The organism is Micromonospora chersina (assembly GCF_900091475.1).
GTDB lineage: Bacteria > Actinomycetota > Actinomycetes > Mycobacteriales > Micromonosporaceae > Micromonospora > Micromonospora chersina.
Window position 1 is genome coordinate 2,159,469 of sequence record NZ_FMIB01000002.1, and the last position, 19,203, is coordinate 2,178,671.

At 76.4% G+C, this 19,203-nt stretch carries 17 protein-coding genes; 12 read left to right on the forward strand and 5 right to left on the reverse strand.

Features of this window, described 5'->3' with window-relative positions; genetic code table 11:
• Positions 1–268 precede the first annotated feature (268 nt).
• The 3 genes from shbA to GA0070603_RS09965 all read left to right on the forward strand — a co-directional run bounded on the left by shbA (position 269) and on the right by GA0070603_RS09965 (position 3,111).
• A complete protein-coding gene (gene shbA, locus GA0070603_RS09955; RefSeq protein ID WP_091310645.1) occupies positions 269–841 on the forward strand; it encodes an RNA polymerase sigma factor ShbA in 573 nt (190 codons plus the stop codon).
• A complete protein-coding gene (locus tag GA0070603_RS09960; RefSeq protein ID WP_091310648.1) occupies positions 838–2,253 on the forward strand; it encodes a hypothetical protein in 1,416 nt (471 codons plus the stop codon). The genes shbA and GA0070603_RS09960 overlap by 4 nt, the downstream gene beginning before the upstream one ends.
• Before the next feature lie 135 nt (positions 2,254–2,388).
• Complete coding sequence (locus GA0070603_RS09965; RefSeq protein ID WP_167544528.1) at positions 2,389–3,111, forward strand: Pr6Pr family membrane protein; 723 nt, start codon at positions 2,389–2,391, stop codon at positions 3,109–3,111.
• 28 nt (positions 3,112–3,139) lie between these two features.
• Here GA0070603_RS09965 and GA0070603_RS09970 read toward each other — a convergent pair whose 3' ends face one another.
• On the reverse strand, positions 3,140–5,227 hold the full coding sequence (locus GA0070603_RS09970; RefSeq protein WP_091310652.1) for an amylo-alpha-1,6-glucosidase: 2,088 nt from the start codon (positions 5,225–5,227) through the stop codon (positions 3,140–3,142).
• Positions 5,224–5,607: an SCP2 sterol-binding domain-containing protein gene (locus GA0070603_RS09975; protein ID WP_091310655.1), complete on the reverse strand. Its 384-nt coding sequence runs from the start codon at positions 5,605–5,607 to the stop codon at positions 5,224–5,226. The genes GA0070603_RS09970 and GA0070603_RS09975 overlap by 4 nt, the downstream gene beginning before the upstream one ends.
• Before the next feature lie 154 nt (positions 5,608–5,761).
• Here GA0070603_RS09975 and GA0070603_RS09980 point away from each other — a divergent pair, with 154 nt between their 5' ends.
• Positions 5,762–6,736 (forward strand): glycoside hydrolase family 88 protein, encoded by a 975-nt coding sequence (locus GA0070603_RS09980; protein ID WP_244282474.1) that lies wholly within the window; start codon positions 5,762–5,764, stop codon positions 6,734–6,736.
• Here the strand turns inward: GA0070603_RS09980 and GA0070603_RS09985 are convergent.
• The gene (locus GA0070603_RS09985) at positions 6,720–7,229 is read right to left on the reverse strand and encodes a mycothiol transferase (RefSeq protein ID WP_091310663.1); all 510 of its coding nucleotides are present in this window, start codon (positions 7,227–7,229) and stop codon (positions 6,720–6,722) included. The genes GA0070603_RS09980 and GA0070603_RS09985 overlap by 17 nt on opposite strands.
• A gap of 85 nt (positions 7,230–7,314) precedes the next feature.
• On the opposite strand from GA0070603_RS09985, the gene GA0070603_RS09990 reads away from it, so the two are divergent.
• The 5 genes from GA0070603_RS09990 (at position 7,315) to GA0070603_RS10010 (ending at position 12,631) form a co-directional block, all read left to right on the forward strand.
• Positions 7,315–7,830, forward strand: a complete 516-nt coding sequence (locus tag GA0070603_RS09990; protein ID WP_091310666.1) for a 2'-5' RNA ligase family protein — start codon at positions 7,315–7,317, stop codon at positions 7,828–7,830.
• Positions 7,831–7,982: 152 nt separating this feature from the next.
• Complete coding sequence (locus GA0070603_RS09995) at positions 7,983–9,086, forward strand: hypothetical protein (RefSeq protein WP_091310670.1); 1,104 nt, start codon at positions 7,983–7,985, stop codon at positions 9,084–9,086.
• 105 nt (positions 9,087–9,191) lie between these two features.
• Positions 9,192–10,019: an MEDS domain-containing protein gene (locus GA0070603_RS10000; RefSeq protein ID WP_091310673.1), complete on the forward strand. Its 828-nt coding sequence runs from the start codon at positions 9,192–9,194 to the stop codon at positions 10,017–10,019.
• Positions 10,016–10,978, forward strand: a complete 963-nt coding sequence (locus GA0070603_RS10005) for a sensor histidine kinase (protein WP_091310676.1) — start codon at positions 10,016–10,018, stop codon at positions 10,976–10,978. Before GA0070603_RS10000 ends, GA0070603_RS10005 begins: the two co-directional genes overlap by 4 nt.
• 111 nt (positions 10,979–11,089) lie before the next feature.
• Positions 11,090–12,631: a coiled-coil domain-containing protein gene (locus GA0070603_RS10010; protein ID WP_091310680.1), complete on the forward strand. Its 1,542-nt coding sequence runs from the start codon at positions 11,090–11,092 to the stop codon at positions 12,629–12,631.
• Between the two features lie 29 nt (positions 12,632–12,660).
• On the opposite strand, the gene GA0070603_RS10015 is transcribed toward GA0070603_RS10010, so the two are convergent.
• Positions 12,661–15,921 (reverse strand): ATP-binding protein, encoded by a 3,261-nt coding sequence (locus tag GA0070603_RS10015; RefSeq protein WP_091321752.1) that lies wholly within the window; start codon positions 15,919–15,921, stop codon positions 12,661–12,663.
• A 132-nt stretch (positions 15,922–16,053) separates the two neighbouring features.
• On the opposite strand from GA0070603_RS10015, the gene GA0070603_RS10020 reads away from it, so the two are divergent.
• The 3 genes from GA0070603_RS10020 to pip all read left to right on the forward strand — a co-directional run bounded on the left by GA0070603_RS10020 (position 16,054) and on the right by pip (position 18,376).
• Positions 16,054–16,923 (forward strand): alpha/beta fold hydrolase, encoded by an 870-nt coding sequence (locus GA0070603_RS10020; RefSeq protein ID WP_091310684.1) that lies wholly within the window; start codon positions 16,054–16,056, stop codon positions 16,921–16,923.
• A 79-nt stretch (positions 16,924–17,002) separates the two neighbouring features.
• Complete coding sequence (locus GA0070603_RS10025; RefSeq protein WP_091321754.1) at positions 17,003–17,377, forward strand: hypothetical protein; 375 nt, start codon at positions 17,003–17,005, stop codon at positions 17,375–17,377.
• Positions 17,378–17,419: 42 nt separating this feature from the next.
• Complete coding sequence (gene pip, locus GA0070603_RS10030) at positions 17,420–18,376, forward strand: prolyl aminopeptidase (RefSeq protein WP_091310688.1); 957 nt, start codon at positions 17,420–17,422, stop codon at positions 18,374–18,376.
• A 6-nt stretch (positions 18,377–18,382) separates the two neighbouring features.
• On the opposite strand, the gene GA0070603_RS10035 is transcribed toward pip, so the two are convergent.
• Complete coding sequence (locus GA0070603_RS10035; RefSeq protein WP_091310692.1) at positions 18,383–19,141, reverse strand: hypothetical protein; 759 nt, start codon at positions 19,139–19,141, stop codon at positions 18,383–18,385.
• Between the last annotated feature and the right edge of the window lie 62 nt (positions 19,142–19,203).

A 19,203-nucleotide genomic window follows, 5' to 3' on the forward strand; every position in this document is an offset into this window, starting at 1 on the left:
CGGGCGGATGGCCCACGTCGAGGCTGGCCCCGTCGAGGGCCGCCGGTACAGACCGGCTCGGCATTCGTTATTGGAAATATATAAATTAGGTGGAAAAGCCGCACAACGACCGACCCGATGTCGGAAACACCAGGTCACGCGAGCGGGGCACCGCCTCCTGCACGGTTATCGCCGCCGGCCGGCCCGGTGTTTCACCCCACCCCTTGGCCGCGCGGCGGACGCCGGTTACGGTCGATCCAGCCACAGCGGAAGGGCCTCGTTGACCTCTATGGACACACCGGATCCCGACCTCGTGCGGCGGGCCGCGGCGGGCGATCCGGCGGCGGTGGCCCGGGTGCTCACCGTGATCCGGCCGATCGTGGTGCGCTACAGCCTGGCCCGGTTGGGTCACGTCGGCGCCGGTGGCGCGACCGCCGAGGACGTCGCCCAGGAGGTCTGCCTCGCGGTGCTGCGCGCGCTGCCCCGCTTCGTCGACCAGGGCCGCCCGTTCCTCGCCTTCGTCTACGGCATCGCGGCCCGCAAGGTCGCGGACGCCTGCCGGAGCGCCAGTCGGGACCGCACCGACAGCGTCGCCGAGGTGCCCGACACCGCCGACCCGGCGCCCGGTCCGGAGCCCCGCGCGCTCAACGCCGACCTGAACGCCCGGCTCAGCGGGCTCCTGGCCCAGTTGCCCGCGACCCACCGGGAGATCCTGGTGCTCCGCCTCGCGGTCGGCATGACGGCCGACGAGGTCGGTACGGTGCTCGGCATGACCGGTGGGGCCGTACGGCTGGCGCAGCACCGCGCGCTGACCCGGGTGCGCGCGCTCGCCGGCGACTCCCTCTCGGCGGTGATCCGGTGAGCGCCACCGACCCCGCCCCGCGTCCCGAGGACCCGGTGCGGCGCGACGACGAACTGCTCGACGCGCTGCGCCACGGCGCGGTCCCGGCGGACGACCCGGTTGCCGCCCTGCTCGGCGGCTGGCAGGCCCAGGTGGAGGCCCGCGCCGTCGAGTTGGAGGGCAGGCCGTGGCCGGCCCTCGACCGCCGGTCCGCCGACGACCAGCCGGCCCCGGCGGACCCGGCCGGGACGGCACCGGTCCGCGCCGTCCCGCCCGCCCGGAAGCAGGGCCGGCCGGCCGACCCGGCGGGTGCGCCGGAGCCCGGCGAACCGGCCGGGACCGGCCTGGGGCGGGGACGGTCCGACGGCCGGCGCCGGCGGGCCCGCGTCCTCTCCGGGGCGGCGCTGACCCTGGTGACCCTGGCCGGCGGGCTCGGGCTGGGGTCGGCCCGGGCCGAGCCGGGTGGCCTGCTGTGGCCGGTCACCGAGCTGGTCTGGACCGAACGCGCCGACGCCCTGGTCGCCGAACGCGAGATCGACGGGATGCTCGACCAGGCCCGACGCGACCTCGGCGCCGGCCGGTACGCCGAGGCCCGCACCGACCTCGAACGGGCCGCCGCGCTCCTGGGCCGCCTGGGCGACGGGCCCTCCGCCACCCGGATCCGCGAGGACCTGGCGGATCTGTGGCGGCACCTACCGGCGGGCGACGGGACCCCGGTCCCGTCGCCGGCCCCGCCCGGAGCCCCCGCCACAATGCCGCCCCCGCCGGGAGCCCCGGACACCATGCCGCCCCCGCCCGGAGCCCCGGACACCATGCCGCCCGGTGCCGGGGCCGGCGACGACGTGGGCACCGCCCCGGCCGTGGTCCCGCCCGCCGGCGGCGACCCCGGGCCCGACCCGGGCCACAGCGGGACGCCCGGGCACCCCACCCGGCAGCCCGCCACCACGTCACCGGCGACGGCTCCGGCCACCACCGCACCGCTCACCGGCGCCGGCCGGGACGGTCACACCGCCCCGCTCCGGCCGGCGCCGCACAAGGCCCCGCACACCGCCCCCGACCGGCCCGGCCCGGGCACCGCCCCCGCCCGGCCCGGCCCGGGCACCGCCCCCGCCCGGCCCGCCCCAGGCACCCGCGCGAACCGGCCGAACCCCGGCGCCGCCGCCGACCGGCCGGATACGGCCCCCGGCGCCGCCGCCGACCGGCCGGATACGGCCCCCGGCGCCGACCAGCGGGACCGGGCCTCCGCCGCCGAGCGGCGCGGGTCCGCGGCGGACCGGCCGCGGGCCACCGCGGACCGGCCCTCCCCCGGCGAGTCGCCCCCGGCCGACCCACCGCCAGGCGCGGGAGCCATCCCGCCGGCTGCCTCCCGCCCGGCCATGTCGATCAAGAAGTTCGCGTCAGATTCGGGCCCGTTGCCGACGCAAAGCTCTTGATCAACAGGGCGGGGAGGGCGTCGGCTCGCGCGGCCTGCGGCGGCGCGGGCCGCGCGACCCGGCGCGCCGGACCGGCCGGTCCCCTGGCCGGCTACGGCATCCGTGACCGGCGGGGCCGGCTGATAGCTTGCCCCGGTGACTCCGCGGCGTCGCCGACTGGCGATCCTCTTCCGGCTGGCCGTCGTGCTCGGCGTGCTGGCCGGCATCGTGCTCACCGCGCTGGGCCCGGCCACCATGACCGGCCTGCTGCCGTACTTCACCATCCAGAGCAACGTGGCCGTCGGCGTCTTCGCCGGCTACGCCGCCTGGCGGGCCTGGCAGGGCCGCCCGGAGCCGCCGAGCGCGCTCAAGGGCGCCGTGACCCTCTACATCACCATCACGGGCACGGTCTACCACCTGGTGCTCGCCAACCCGGCCAGCCCGTTCGCCATGGTCCAGCCGCACCGGGAGCCGGGCGAGTGGTGGGGCAACCAGTTCCTGCACACCGTGGTGCCGCTGCTCGCGATCGCCGACTGGGCGCTGTTCGACCGCCGGGGCCGGCTGCGCCCGCGGTACGCCGCGTGGTGGCTGGCGTTCCCGCTGGCGTACCTCGGGTTCGCCCTGGTGCGGGGGCTGGTCGTGCACCGCTACCCGTACCCGTTCCTCGACGCGGGAGCGCTCGGCTACGGCGGCGTGGGGCTCAGCGCGGTCTTCTTCGCCGTCGCGTTCTGGCTGCTCGGGCTCATCCTGGTCGGCGTCGACCGAGGGCTGGCCGGGCGGGCCCGCGCCATGCCGGCGGAGGCGGCCCCGACCCCCGCCGGCACGCCGGATCCGACCCCCTCCGGCACGCCGGAGCAGAGCCCGGCCGGACCACGCTGACCGGCGACGGCGCCCGGACGGGCGTCGGTCACCCGGTGGTGCGCCGCTCACCTGTCGCGCCGCCGACCCGGACCCGCCGGCCCGTGCTGCGGTCGCGGCCGTAGGAGTCGGCCCGCCCCCAGCGCCCCGGCACGTCGAGCAGCTCGATCCGGCCGTACCCGTCGGGCACGCACGGGTTCACCAGCAGGTTCTCCCCGCACGGGCGCAGCCCGAGCATGGTGGCGAGCAGCATCAGCAGGCCGCCGGAGGCCCACGACTGCGGCCTGCCGGCCGCCGGCAGCTGGACCGGGTACTTCGTGACGTCGCGCGGGTAGCCGGCGATCACCTCCGGCATCGAGCCGCCGAGCGTCTCCGCCACGGCGAAGATGCCGGCCACGACCTGGGCCGCCTCGGCGTCGTACCCGTAGCGGCGCAGGCCCGCCGCGACGAGCGCGTTGTCCGACGGCCAGACCGCGCCGAGGTGCGCGCCGACCGGGTTGTAGGGCCGCTGCCCGGTGGCGTACGTGCGCACCCCCCAGCCGGAGAAGAGTTCGGGGCTCGACAGGTGCGCGGCGACCGCGTCGGCCCGCTCCGGCTCGACGATGCCGCTCCACAGCAGGTGCCCGAGGTGGGAGGTGAGCGCGTCGACCGGCTGCCCGTCCGGGGTGAGGGCCAGCGCGTAGTAGCCGCGGTGCGGCAGCCAGAAGTCCCGGTCGAACCGCTCCCGCAGCCGTGCGGCCTCGGCCTCCAGCCGGTCGGCGTACCCCGGGTCGCCCCAGACCTCGCGGGCCAGCCGGGCGCCCCGGACCTTCGCGTCGTACGCGTACCCCTGCAACTCGCAGGTGGCCCGGGGGTACGGCGGCTCGACGGCGTGCCGGTCGACGATGGCCCCCGGCGAGTTGCGCCAGGTCTGGTTGGCCACCCCGTTGACGGTGTTGCGCGGCTGGTAGCGGAGGTAGCCGTCGCCGGTGGAGTCGCCGTACTCGTCGAGCCAGTCCAGCGCCATCCGGGCCGGGTGGCGCAGCTCGCGCACCAGGTCGGTGTCGCCGGTCCAGAGCTCGTACTCGTCGAGCAGGACCACGAACAGCGGCGTGGTGTCGGCCGCGCCGTAGTAGAACGCCGTGGGCTGCTCGCCGAAGGCGGCCTGCTCGCCGTAGCGCAGCTCGGAAAGGATCTTGCCAGGCTCCTCGTCGTGGTAGTCGTCGAGCTGTCCGCCCTGGAGCAGGGCGAGCAGGCGCAGGGTCGCCGGCGTGAGCTCGGGGGTGAACGGCAGCGTCGCCAGGCAGGTGACGAGGGCGTCGCGGCCGTAAAGCGCCATGGCCCAGGGCAGCCCACCCACCGGCACCCGTTCGTTGTACGACAGCGGCGTGTAGCGCAGCGACGCCAGGTCGGTCAGCGCCTGCCGGTACGCCGACATCAGGGGCTCGCGGTCGGCGATGAGCTGCGGCGCGTGGTCGAACCAGCGGGCGAGGTCCTCGCGCATGTCGTGGTGGACCATCTCGCGGTGGGATTCGAGGCTGGCCCGCAGGTCGCGTCCCCCGGCGCCGTGGATGATCATGCCGACCTGCAGGTCGGTGTGCCACTCCCCGTCCGGACCGACCCGGATCCGGAAGGTCATCCCCCGCCGGTCGACCTCGACGGGCGCGGTGCTGGACACGAAGGTCTCCCGGGCGAACCGGTCCCGCCCGTAGCAGATCCGCAGCTGCCGGTGGACCGGGTCGGCGACGACCTCCGGCCGGCGCTCCCCGGGTCGGAGGATCTCCGCGGTGTCGGCGAAGTCGCTGCCGATCTCCATCCGCACGGTGAACTCGGCGGGCTCGGCCGAGTGGTTGAGCACGGTGATCCGCTCGTGGAAGCTCTCGTCGATGGACCGGTGCCGGATCACCGAGACGTCGGCGTCCACGTAGTGGCTGGCGGCGCCGGGGACCAGCACGAACCGGGTCTCGAAGTAGGCCAGCTCGTCCCGGGACAGGGCGTGCAGCCGCTCCCCGTCGACGGTGAGCACCCAGCGGGACAGGAAGCGGGTGTCGAACGAGAACAGGCCGATGGGGGCGTACGGCGCGGCCTCCATGTCGCCCTGCCCGTCGCTGAGCACGAAGGCGTTTCCGGCGCGGATGTTCACCAGCTCCTGCTTCACGGCGCCACCACCTCGCCGCCGGCGCGGGCGACCTCGCGGGGATGCCGGGCGTCGGGCGGACCCGGGAAGATCCGGCGCAGCGACAGCAGGAGCCGCAGGTCGCCCTGCGCGGTGAGGTCGTTGCGCAGCAGCGCCGCGGCGGGCTGCAGCCGGCCGGCGGCGATGCGGTCGAACACCTCCCGGTCGGCGCGGAGCACCAGGTCGGCCTCGTCGGCCAGGCGGGCCACCCGTACCTCCTGGTGGTCGATGGTCAGGTACCAGTGTTCGGTCCGCGCCCCGTCCTTCAGGTCCAGCCGCAGCGTGCCGGCGGTGGTCTCCGGCAGGTCCGGGTGGCGACCGGCGACCTCCCGGTCCAGGTACTCCGCGGCCGAGGCGCTCATCGGTCCCTCCCCTGTCCGTCGTCGCGGCTCACCGCCGGGCGGCCCACGCCCGCTCCCGCAGCCTCCCCGCCGGCCGGGTGAGTCCGACTCACCTCGTACGGGTGACTGAGGGCTGGTGCACGGGGCGGAAGTCGGGTAGTCCGGAGCAATGGGTATGACCGGGGACGACACGACCGACCGGGTGCTCGCGGCGCTGCTGGCCATGCAGCGCCAGTCCTGGGAGCAGGGGGTGACCGGCCACGCCCTGCTCGACCTCGGGCTCGGTGAGCTGGCCGTGCTGGTCGCCGACGCGGCGGTGACCCGGCAGCATCCGGACGGGCGGCTCGGCGACGTGTCGGGCGAGGCCGGCGCGGTCAACGGCGCCGCCTGCGGCGAGGTGGTCCGGTACGCGGCCACGACCGACGGGGATCCCCGCTTCGCCGCCGCGCTGGACGCGCAGCTCGACTGGCTGGTCACCCGGGCGCCCCGGGCCGCCGACGGCACCCTGTTCCACCTGCTCGACGGCCGCCAGGTGTGGGCGGACACGGTGTACATGGTGGTGCCGCTGCTCGCGCTGGTCGGCCGGACGGACCTGGCCGCCGTGCAGGTCGACGGGCACCGCCGCCGGCTGTTCGACAGCCGCACCGGCCTCTACGCGGCCCGCTGGGACGAGGACCGGGGCGAGCCGGACCAGCCGCAGCCGTGGGGCACCGGCAACGGCTGGGTGGTCGCCGGGATCGCCCGGGCGCTGCGGCTCGCGCCGGACTGGCCGGCCGGACTCCGCGCCGAGCTGGCCGGGCACGCCCGCACGGTGCTGGACGCCTGCCTGGCGTACCGGGCCGACGACGGGCTCTTCCCCGACGTGCTCGACGACCCGCGCTCGTTCCGCGAGGCGAACACCGCGCAGCTGCTCGGGTACGCGGCGCTGACCGGGGTGGCCGACGGCTGGCTGCCGGCGTCCTGGCTGGGCACGGGCGCGGAGCTGCTGGCGGCGGCGGGCCGGCGGGTCGACCGCCGCGGGCGGGTCACCGGGGTCAGCGGCGCGCCGGACTTCACCCGACCCGGCACCTCCCCGGAGGCGCAGGCGTTCCACCTGCTCGGGCACGCCGCCCTGCGCCGGGCCCGGGCCGCGGTCAGCCGCGCTGGATGAGCCCGCGCACGTACGCGGCCTGGCCGACGTGCTGGAGGTCGTCGTCGAGCACGCTCACCAGCCGCACGCCGAGGGTGACCGGCGGGTCCCAGTTCTCGTCGACCACCCGGTCCAGGTCGGCCGGGCCGAGCCCGCGCAGGTACGCCAGGGTCCGGTCCACCACCGCCCGGTGGTAGTCGAGCAGCACCGCACCGTCCTCCGGCCGCACGCGGGCGATCTGCTCGGGGCCGTGCCCGAAGCCGGTGTCGTCGGGGTCGGCGGTCAGCCCGCACCGCTCCGCCCAGGGGCCGCCGACCCAGAGCTGCTCCTCCCCCAGCACGTCGCTGACGTGGTGGTCCTGGAGCCGGGTCAGGTGCCAGACCAGCCAGCCCACTGGATTCGACCCGGGGGCCGGGGCCTGCCGCAGCTGTTCGGGGCCGAGCCCCTCGATCGCGCCGGCCACCAGGTCGGGCAGCCGGCCGTACGCGTCGGTCAGCAGGTCGTTCACGTCCACCGGTCCCACACTCCTCCGCAGTCGGCTCCACCCGGGCAGTACCGCCCTGGCCGGGCGGCAAACCTCACCCCCTTAGGGTGATCGCGTGGTCGCGGCGCTGGAGCTGTATCTCGACACCGACGCCACCCGGCGGATCCGGGTGCTCTGGGACGCGTTGGAGGCCGAGGGCGTGCAGAGCATGAAGTCGCTGCTGGAGCAGCGGCACCGGCCGCACGTCTCGTTGGCGGTCGCGCCGCGGCTCGACCCGCACCGGGTCGCCGAGGCGCTCGCCGGGATGGTGGTGGCCGCCCCGCTGCGGCTGGAGTTCCAGCACGCCGGGCAGTTCGTCGGGCGGGTGCTCTGGCTCGGCCCGGCTCCCACGCCGGAGTTGCTGGCCCACCACGGCGCGGTGCACGAGCGGCTGGCCCGGGCGGGCATCGGCCTGGTGGAGCACTACCAGCCGGGCCGCTGGGTGCCGCACTGCACGCTCTCCATGCGGGTGCCGAACGCGCTGATGGCCGCGGCGGTGCGCCGCTGCCTGGAGGTGCTGCCGCTGACCGCCACCGTGGTCGGCGCGGCCGTCACCGACCACGCCCGGGGCATCTCCCACCCGCTCGGCTGACCTGCGTCCCGACCGGGTTTTTCGCCATCTGCTGGCGGTGATGGCGTTGCCTCCGGACCGACGCAAGCTGGTAAAAGCGCAGGTCAAGGCCGTCCTGGCCACCCGAGGACGTGCGGCCGGAGCGCCACGAGCACGCCCTACGGAGGCATCCCATGGCCGCACCCGTCGTCCGTTCCGTCACCGCCGAATCGACAGTCCTGCTGCCCGGGCAGTCCACCACCGTCCGGGTGGACGCCTACCATCCCGACTCGCGGCTGCTGACCCTCTCCGGGCGGGTCAGCGACCCCACCGGCGCCGCCTGGGACAGCCCGGTCCGGGTGGACCTGAGCGTGCCGCTGACCGTGCAACTCGGCAGCAGCGCGCCCGGGGTCACCGTCACGCCGAACCCCACCGACCCGACCACCTTCACGGTGACCGTGCTGGCCGGCCGGGGCACGGTCACGCTGACCGCGACGGCCCGCGACGGCGCCGGCCGGACCGGCACCGCCACGACCACCCTGACCGTGCCGCTGCTGGTGGGGATGAGCACCGAGAAGGGGGCGCGGACCCAGCGGGTGGTGGTCGAGTACCCGGGCATCCGCTACATGCGCGACTTCGGCACGGACGGCGGCGACGCGGACGCCCTGCCGGAGCTGCCGCCGCTGAACGCCGGCAAGTTCGTCGACGCGCCGTCGGCCGTCATGCACGTCTCGTGGAAGGACGACGTCGAGCAGTTGACCGGCTGGCTGGACGGGCTGAGCCGGCCGATCTACCTGACCTGGTACCACGAGCCGATGGGCGATGTGACGCCGGCCACGTACCGGGCCACTGCGACCCGGGTGGCGCAGATCGTCGCCGCCCACCGCAACCGGCGCTGGGTCCTCGGGCACGGCCCGATCGTCACCCGCTACTGGCTGGACGAGGGGCGCGGGAACCCGGCCGACTGGGGATACCCGGGCATGACCCACTACGGCGTGGACTGCTACTCGCGGGACACCGCCACGTACTGGCCGGCGTCCCGGATGTTCGGGGTGGCGTTCGGCAAGGTGCGCGCCGCGTACCCGGGGATCCGGTTGCTGGTGCCCGAGTACGGGCTGACCCGGACCACGGCCGACACCACCGGCGCGGGCCGGGCCCAGACGATCCGGGACCACGTGACCTGGCTGCGCGGTCAGAACGACGTGGACGCGGTCGCCTACTGGAACAACTGGGCCGAGTTCGAGCTGGGCGACCCGCCGCTGGAGTCGACCGCCTGGCGGAACCTCCAGCTCACCTGAGGCGCCCTGCCCGGCCCGGCGGCACCCCGCCGGGCCGGGGTGGGGTGGCCGCCGGAGGGCCGCCCGGGCCGGGTGTGCCTAGACTGGCCGGGTGGGGCAGACCGAGTGACCAGCGACAGCGCGTCGACAACGGCGTACGGTCACGCCTGCCTCGCCTACGACGACCCGGCGGCGCTGGACGCCCGGGCGGTCGCCCACCTGGCCGCGGGGCTGGCCGCCGGTGAGCAGGTCTGGCTGGTCGCCCCCGGCGACACCGACTCCCTGGCCCGCCGGCTGGACCGCCTCCCCGGCCGCGACGACGCGCTGCGCCGGCGCGCGCTCCGGCTGCTCCCGGTGGAGCACGCCTACCGCCACGACGAGATCGTGGACCCGGAGAAGCAGGTCCGGGCGTATGCGGCGGCCACGACGGAGGCGCTGGCCGCCGGCTACACCGGCTTCCGGGTGTTCGCCGAGGCCACCACGCTGGTACGCAGCGTCGCCCAGCGGGACGCCTTCACCCGGTACGAGCACCTCATCGACCGCTGGATGCGACACCACCCCATGTCGGCCGTCTGCGCCTACGACCGCCGGGAGCTGAGCGAGGCGGCGATCGCCGAGCTGGCCTGCATGCACCCCGAGACCAACACCGATGGGCTGTTCCGGCTGCACGCCGGTGGCGGCGAGGCGGTCGTCGAGCTCGCCGGGGAACTGGACCCGTCCAACCACCGGCTCTTCGCCGCCGCGCTGGACCGGGCCGACCCGCGACCGGTGGACGGCCGGCTCGTGCTCGACGCGACGGGGCTGCGTTTCGTCGACCACCGCAGCCTGCTGCACCTGGGCGACCACGCCCGCCGGCACGACGCCACCGTCGTGCTGCGCACCTCGCGCTCCGCCCCGGCCCGGCTGGTCGAGCTGTTGGACCTCCACGACGTGCGGGTGGAGGTGGTCCCATGAGGACGGGCGCCGCCGCCGGTCACGTGGGCTACTACCACGAGGCGATCCTCCACGACTCCGACGAGCACCTGCTGGCCGTCGTGCTGCCGTTCCTGCTCGGCGGGATCGAGGCCGGCGAGCCGACCGTGGTGGGTCTCGCCGGGCGCAACGCGGAGCTGGTCCGCCGAGCCCTGCCCGCCGGCACCCAGGTCGCCTTCCTGCCCGGCGGCGACGTCTACGCCCGCCCCACCGCCGCGATCCGCGTCTACCGCAAGCTGCTCGCCTCGTACGTGGCCGACGGCGCCCGGCAGATCCGGATCGTCGGCGAGCTGCCGCCACCCGTGCTGGGGGCCACCTTTGACTGGTGGGCCCGCTACGAGTCGGCCATCAACCACGCGTACGACGACTTCCCGCTCTGGAGCATGTGCGCGTACGACACCCGGACCACGCCGCCACGGGTGCTGGCGGAGGTGACGCGGACCCATCCCCGGGTGGCGCTGCCGGACGGCAGCCACGTGCCGACCGGCGACTACACCGAGCCGCCGACCTATCTGGCCGAGCAGCGGCTCATGCTGCCCGACCCGGTGCAGCGGACGACGCCGACGGTCGAGCTGACCGACCCGACCCCCGCCGAGGCCCGGGACGCGGTACGCGCCGCCCACCGCGGCCAGCTTCCCGCCGACGATGTCGACGACCTGGTCGTGTCGGTCAGCGAGGTGGTGAGCAACGCGCTGCGGCACGGCGTGCCGCCGGTGCGGATGCGGCTGTGGACCGCCGCGGACCGGATCGTGGTGACCGTGCGCGACGGCGGCCCCGGCCCCACCGACCCGTACGCCGGGCTGCTGCCCGCGGGCAACGGCGCCGCCGGTGGCCTGGGCCTGTGGATCAGCCACCAGTCCTGCGACCACGTGGCGCTGCACCGCGACGCCGACGGCTTCACCATCCGGCTGACCGCCGGGAACCCGCACTTCCCCGTCTGAGGCGGGGCGGGGCGGAAGCCGCGGGCCGACGGCGGTACCGTTGCGCCTCATCGAGCCCTGCGGGGCGGTCATCCGCCGGCCTGGCGCTGGCGAACCGACGGAGGATGGCGCATGTCCAACGGCGAGGAACCGTTCGCACCCCACGACGACGTGTCCGCGCGACCGAGGTTCGACCCGGCACTGCGGGGCTACGACAAACGCCAGGTGGACCGGTACGTCGAGCAGATGGACGGCGAGCTGACCGCCGTGACGGCCGACCGGGACCGGGCGTATGCGCAGGTCCGGGAGCTGACCGCGCAGGCGCAGCGGGCGCAGACCGAGGCCGCCGAGCTGCGCCAGCGCCCGACCCAGGTGGACCGGGCGTCCTTCCGCGACCTCGGCCCGATGGTCGACCAGATCCTCGACCTTGCCGAGAAGCAGGCCGGGCAGATCACCGAGGCGGCCACCAAGCGCGCCGCCGACCTCCAGGCGCAGGCGGAGAAGGTGCTGGCCACCGCGCGCGAGGAGGCGGAGCGGGAGCGGCACGAGCTGGCCGAGGAGCTGGCCACCCGCCGCGCCGAGCAGGAGAAGGCGGACGAGGAGCGGCGGACCGCCGCGCAGGCGGAGCTGACCGCGGTCCGGGAGCTGACGGAGAAGCTGCGCACCGAGGGGCAGGCCGCCCACGACCGGGCCCAGCAGGAGGCGAAGCGGATCGCCGAGCAGAGCGCCCAGCAGGTCGAGCAGGCGCGCTCCGCGTCGGAGGCGCTGGTCAAGGCGGCCCGCACCCAGATCCAGCAGGAGGTGCAGGCGAACCGGAGCAAGGCCCAGCAGGAGCTGGCCCAGTGGCAGGCCACCATGGCCCGCGAGCTGGACGAGCGGCGGGCCGCCGCCGAGCAGGAGCTGGCCGACCGGGCCAGCGCCGCCGAACGGGACATCGCCGCCCTGGTCGCCGAGGCCCAGCAGTACGCCACCGAGGTCCGCGAGCGCGCCGACGAGGAGACGACGGCGCACCAGGAGCAGCTCGCCACGGTGCAGCAGGAGATCCAGCAGCGGCAGGAGGCCCTCACCCAGCTCCTGGCCGAGCTGGCGACTGTCGACGAGCAGCTCGAGCGCACCCGCCGGGAGATCGGCACGATCGAGGAGCAGGGCGCCGCGCTGGAGGAGCAACTGGTCGAGGTGCGCCGGGACCTGGCCGCCGAGACCAAGCGGCTGGACGAGGCGCGCCGGGCGGCGGACCTGGCCGAGCAGCACGCCAAGGAGACCCGGGCCCGGGTGCAGCGGGAGGCCAAGCGGGTCGCCGACCTGGCCGCCGCCGCGGTCATGGCGGCCGCCGCGGGCGGCGTGGAGACGGCCGAGTACCCACAGGTGGCGCCACGTCCGGTCGGCCCGGGTGCGGACGCCGTCCCGGTGGCGGTCCCCGCACCGGCCGCACCCGTGGTGGTGCCGGCCCCCGCGGCGCTTGTCGACCCGGCCGCGCTGGCCGATCCGGAGCCCGCCGAGCCGGCCGACGGTGAGCGGCGCCGCGCCGAGCCGTTCCTGGAGCGGGCATCCCTGGACCGGCCGAGCTTCGACGCGTTCGCGGTGCGCACCCCGGCGCAGCGCCCCGCCCCCGAGGCGGAGGCCACCGGGGACCCGGCGGCCGGTCCGGACGGCGGCGTGCCCGCCAACGCCTGACCCCGAGCGCCCGCGGACAGCCGGCGCGGTCAGCGGGCGGCGAGGGCGGCGGCCAGGTCGGCGAGGTAGCCGGCCACCGGGCCCGCCGTGAGCACGCCGCTGCCCGCCCCGGCCAGCTCGTCGGCGGCCGGGCGCAGCGCGGCGTGCAGCCGCGCCATGGTGGGCCGGTCGTCGAGGGCGAGGGCGGCACGGGCGGCGACGCAGAGCCGGGCCTCGCGCAGCAGGTCGTGCGGCGACTCCGGCAGCGAGCGCAGCGCGGCGGCCGCCTCGTCCCGGCGCCCAGCGGCGAGCAGCGCCAGCGGCCGGACCCACGGCGCGTACGGGCCGGTGGCGGTGGCGTCGACAAGCGCCGGAGCGGGATCGTCGCCGGTGGACAGCCGCAGGCAGAGCAGGGCGAACGGCAGCAGCCCGCCCGCCATGCCCGGCATCTGCCCGGCGTCGAGCCGGACGGCCGCCGCCCGGTACGCCGCCTCGGCCTCGGCGCGGTGGCCCGTGACGGCGAGCCGGAGGGCGGCGTACCAGGCGGTGAAGACGCCGACCAGGGGCAGCTCGTAGCGGCTGGCGAGCCGGTCGGCGGCGGCCGCGTGGGCGTCGGCGACGGCCAGCTCGGCGCGGGCGCAGTGCGCCTGGAGCGCGATGAGGTGCCCGAGCACCTCGAAGGTGACAAGCCCGTGCCGGGCGGCCAGGTCGACCAGTTCGGCGCCGATGCGGCCGCGCTCCGGTGCCCGGCCGGCCCGGTCGAAGGAGTGCATGAAGCGGGCGTTGAGGGCGAAGGCCAGCAGCGCCGGGTCGCCGAGCCGGCGGGCGATCCCCTCCGCCTCGGCGGCCGCCCGCCGGCCGCGGTCGCCGGTCTCGCCGCGCAGCTCCAGGGCGAGGGTGCAGAGCAGCCGGGCGCGCCGGGCGGCCTGGTCGGCGGGGAGGCCGCCGAGGGCGGCCTCGGCGGCGGCGACGATGCGCCGGGACAGTTCCTCGTCGTCGTTGCGGGTCCAGACGGCCGGCACGTCGAACGCGGCCAGCACGTCAGCGGTGAGCCCGGGGTCGGCGAGCCGTTCGACGGTGGCCACCGCCTCGGCCCGCAGCACCCGGGTCCGGTCGAGGTGGCCGGTGACGGCGAGGCCGCGACCCCAGCCGATGAGCGCCGCCAGCCTTCCGCGTACGTCCGTCCCGCCGGCCCGGTCGTGGGCGGCCACGGCCTGCTGCCAGAGCCGGGCCGCCTCATGCGGGTGGCTGCGCCGCTCGGCCCGTTCGGCGGCGGCAGCGGCGTACCGGGCGGCGCGGGTCGCGGCCTCGGGACCGGTGGCCTGTCCGAAGTGGTGGGCGAGGGCGGTGACGTCGTCCGGCCGGAGCCGTTCGAGCGCCGCCCCGACGGCGGCGTGCCAGCGGGCCCGGCGCGGGGCGGACAGGTCGGCGTAGAGGGTGTCGCGGACCAGCATGTGGCCGAACCGGGTGCCGTCCGGGGTGAGAAAGCCGGCCTGCGCGGCCCGGTCCACGGCGTCCAGCATGGCCTCCTCGCCGGCCAGCGCGGCCAGCACGTCCGCGTCGAGGTCACGGCCGAGCACCGCGGCCTGCCGCAGTACCGTCCGGGCCGGCCCGGGCAGCTGCGCCAGGCGGTGCCGGATGACGTCCCGCACGCCGGCCGGGACGGTCTCCAGCGCGGCGGCCCCCTCGGCGGCGAGCAGCCGGGCGAGTTCCCGGGCGAAGAACGGGTTGCCGCCGCTGCGCCGGTGCAGCACCCGCACGGTGTCCCCGTCGGCCGGCCCGGCGACAGCCCGGACCAGGTCGGCGGTCTCCGCCTCGGCGAGCCCGCCCAGGTAGACCCGGACCGGTTCGGTGCGGGCGAGGCGGGCCAGGGCCCCGGTCAGCGCCGGCGTGATCCCGGTGGCCCGGTACGTGCCGACCGCCAGCACCGGCCCGGTCACCGGCTCCGGCCCGGTGAACAGCGCGGTCAGCAGGTCGAGGGTGTCCTCGTCGGCGCTGTGCAGGTCGTCGAGGACGAGCAGCACCGGCCCCCGCCGCGCCGCCGCGCGGAGCCGGGCACCCGCGATCCGGTGCAGCCGGTACCGGGCCACCGCCGGTTCCTCCGCTTCCGCCGGCCCCGCCGCCATCTCCGGCTCCGCCGGTTCGGACGGGTCGGGCAGGGCGGCGGCGAGCTGCGTCCACGGCCAGGCGGCCGGGGCGCCCTCGTACTCGGGGACCCGCCCGACGGCGCACGTCCAGCCGGTTGCGGCGAGCCGGTCGGCAAGCGCCTCGACGAACGCGGTCTTCCCCGCGCCGGCGTCCCCGGAGACCAGCGCGAGGGCGGGCCGGCCGCGCCGCGCCACCTCCGCGGCGAGCCCGGTCAGGCTCGCCAGCTCGGCCACCCGCCCTACGAAGGGCCGCCGCTCCTCCACCGCTCCCCCGGCGGCCACCGACAGCCGGGCGGACGCCGCGACCGGCGCCGGCACCGGGACGGACGGCGACACCGGGGCCGGAGCGGGCGGCGACACCGGGGCGGGCGGCGTCGGGTCGAGGTGCGGGGCCTGGGCGAGGATGTCGGCCTCCAGCCGGCGCAGCCGGGGGCCGGGATCCACCCCCAGCTCCCGGACCAGCACCGCTCGGGCGTCCCGCAGCGCGGCGAGCGCGTCACCCTGCCGGCCGGCCCGGTAGAGGGCGACCGCGAGCAGCCGCCAGGTCTCCTCCCGCAGCGGGTGGCCGGCGGCCTGGGCGCGCAGGTCGCTCGCTGCCTCGGCGGCCCGGCCCAGGGCCAGCAGCGCCTCGGCGCGCCGCTCGACGGCGAGCATCCGCAGCTCGTCCAGCCGGTCGATCTCCGCCCGCGCCCAGGGCTCGCCCGCGAACTCCGCGTAGGCGGGGCCGCGCCAGAGCGCGAGCGCGTCGTCCAGGGCGGCCAGCGCCGGGCCGGCCCGCCCCGCCGCGAGCAGCTCACCCGCCGCCGTGACGGCCGCGTCGAACCGGCCCGCGTCGACCGCCTCGGGGGCGGCCGCGAGCGCGTACCCGGGTGGGGCCGTGACCAGCAGCCGGGCCGGCTGCCGTGGCGGCCGGTCGGGCTCCAGGGCCCGGCGCAGGTCGGCCACGAAGGTCCGGACCGCGCCGACAGCGCCCTCGGGCGGCTCCGCCCACAGGTCGTCGACGAGCCGGTCGACCGGGACCACCCGGCCCCCGGCGACCAGCAGGCGGGCCAGCACCGCCCGCTGCCGGGCGCCCCTCAGCGCCACCGGGCCGCGCTCGCCGGCCGCCACGAGCGGCCCGAGCACCCCGAAGGCCGTTCCGGGTACGCGCGGTGGGCTGGTCACCCCGCCCACTCTAGGCAGCCCGGTGCGCCCGTACCGGCGGCCCGGCCAGGGCACTCATCGGATGCTGACCGGCCACTGACCGGCCCCGGGCAGGCTCGACGGGTACCTGAAAGCACCCGGAGAGGAACCCTCATGATCAACGGATTCGCGCAGCACCGTGTCACAGTCGCCGACGGCGTCGCCCTGCACGCCGCGGTGGGCGGGAGCGGCAGCCCGGTCGTGCTGCTGCACGGCTTCCCGCAGACCCACCTGATGTGGCGGCACGTCGCCGCCGACCTCGCCGCCGACCACACGGTGATCTGCCCCGACCTGCGGGGCTACGGCGACAGCGACAAGCCCGCCGACACCGACGGCACCGCGTACGCGAAGCGGACCATGGCCGCCGACGTGGTGGCGCTGGCCCGGGCGCTCGGGCACGAGCGGTTCGCCCTGGCCGGGCACGACCGGGGCGCCCTGGTGGCGATCCGGGCCGGCCTGGACCACCCGGAGACGGTCACCCACCTGGCCGCGCTGGACGTGCTGCCCACCCTTGACACCTGGGAGGTGATGCACGGCGTCACGGCCGCGGTCGGCTTCCACCTCTACCTGATGGCCCAGCCCCCGGGGCTGCCGGAGCGGCTGATCGGTGCCGCCCCGGACGAGTTCTTCGGGCACTTCCTCGACCTGTGGGCCGGCGACCCGGAGGCGATCCCCGCCGACGTGCGGGCCGTGTACCTGCGGGCCTGCCGGGCGGCGGTGCCCTCGATCGTGGCGGACTACCGGGCGTCGGCGGGCGTCGACCTCGCGCACGACGAGGCGGACCGGGCCGCGGGCCGGGTGCTGCGGATGCCGGTCACCGTGCTCCAGCAGGACTGGGGCGCCGCGCTCGGTTTCGACGCGGCGGCGCGCTGGCGGGCCTGGGCGCCGGACCTGCGGCACGTGCCGGTGTCGTACGGCCACTTCATGGCCGAGGAGGCGCCGGCCGAGGTGGTGAAGGAGCTACGCGCGCTGCTGGACCGGTGACACCCTTGCCCCGCTCCGTGAAAGATGCAAATATTCGGATCACTGTACGTAGGGGCTCATGTTCGGGGGGTTGATCGACATGCGGAAGGCTTCCTCGATCGCGGCGGCGGTCACACTGACGGTCGGCTGCACCGGTGTCGCGGTGGTGAGCGTGGCGGGGCCGGCCAGCGCGACCTGCAGCCACGCGCACTCCAACATCGACACCAAGTACGGCACGCTCTTCAACGCCAGCAACGTCAACATCCGCACCGGCCCGCACACCAGCTGCGGCTCGCTCGGCTACGGCCAGCTCAGCCACAGCGTCGACTTCCACTGCTACACGAACGGCGACCGGGTCAGCGCGAACGGGCACACCACCTACACCTGGACCTACCTGAAGGACACCACGACCGGTGTGTCCGGCTGGGTCGCCGACGCCCTCCTGGACAACCTCGGCAGCGGCATCGCCTGCTGACCGTCCCCGCCCGACCCGGCGCGGGCGGGCAGGATGGTCCGGATGACCGAGCCTCCCCTGTACCCGCCCGTCGAGCCGTACGCCACCCACCGGATCGCCGTCGGCGACGGCCACCAGCTTCACGTGGAGGAGGTGGGCACGCCGGACGGCGTACCCGTGGTCTTCCTGCACGGCGGGCCCGGCGGCGGCCTGGTGCCGGCGGCACGGCGGTTCTTCGACCCGCGGCGCTACCGCGCCGTGCTGTTCGACCAGCGCGGCGCGGGGCGCAGCACCCCGTTCGGTGAGCTGCGCGCCAACACCACCGGGCACCTCGTGGCCGACCTGGAGACGATCCGGGAACGGCTCGGGATCGACTCCTGGCTGGTGTTCGGCGGATCGTGGGGGGTCACGCTCGGCCTGGCGTACGCGCAGGCCCACCCGGACCGGGTCACCGGGCTGATCCTGCGCGGGGTGCTGCTGCTGCGGCGCAGCGAGCGGGACTGGTTCTACCAGGGCGGCCTGCGCCACCTCCAGCCGGACGAATGGGAGCGCTTCGTGGCGCCGATCCCGGCCGCCGAGCGGGACGACGTGCTGGCGGCGTACCACCGGCGGCTGCACGGGCCCGACGAGGAGCAGGCGCGGGCCTGCGCGGTCGCCTGGGGGCGCTGGGAGGCGGTCAACTCCTCCCTGCGCCCCGACCCCGGGCTGCTCGCGCACTTCACCGGCGAGGAACAGGCGCTGCCGATCGCCCGCATCCTCTCGCACTACGCCGTGCACGGCGGCTTCCTCGCCGAGTCGCAACTGCTCGACGGGGTGGACCGCATCCGCCACCTGCCCGCCGTGATCATCAACGGCCGCTACGACCTGTGCTGCCCGCCGGTGTCCGCGTACGACCTGGCCCGGCGCTGGCCCGAGGCCGAGCTGCGGATCGTGCCCGACGCCGGCCACTCGGCCGCCGAGCCGGGCATCGCCCGCGAACTGCTCCGGGCCACCGACCGCTTCGCCGACCTGCTCGGCTGAGCCGGGCTACGTCGCGAGCAGCGCCCGGATCGGGCCGGCGATGGCCGGGTCGAGCGGGAACCGGGCCGCCAGCCAGTCGAGCGTGGCCCGGGCGGCCTCGCGGTTGTGCCGGTAGCCGGGCACCATGGCGGCCAGCGGCAGCACCTCCGGCGGGTACGCCTGCTCGACCCGGCGGCTCGGGTCGAACGGGTCCCGCCGGTGCGCCGCCGACGGCTCGCTGAGCCGCAGGAGGGCGAGCACCCGGTCCAGCGCGTACGACTGGATGAACCGCGCCGCGGTCAGCCGTTCCCCGCGCAGCTCGCGGTGCAGGCCGACGTAGAGGTTGGTGAGCGCCTCGTTGAGGTGGAACTCGACAGTGTCGTACGGCGTGGCGGGGCGCGGGGACGCACCGCTTCCGGCCAGCCCGGCCGGCGCGTCGGGGCGCTGCCACACCACCCGGGCGCCGGTGAACGGCAGCCGGGCCAGCTCGGCCACGGTGAAGACGGCGTACTCGACGAAGATCCCGTCGGCGTAGCGCGCCTTGCGGCCGTTGCGCTCGTTGGCGAAGCTGTACGCCACCGGGCAGGGCGCGGCCAGCCAGTCGATCGAGTCGACGTAGCGGGCCACCGCGCCGTCGGAGACGACGAGGAAGAAGTCCAGGTCGGAGTGGTCGTCGAGCCGGTCCGGGTCGACGCCCGCGGAGCCGAGGCCGAGCAGCGCCACGGTGTCCGGCCGGGTGGCGAGATGGGCGGCGAGGTCGTCGAGCCGACGCAGCATCGGGTGCATGCCGTCGCCCCTTCCGTGAAGAGTCGACGTTTCAGCCCGTGCGGCCCTGCACGCCGCCGGGG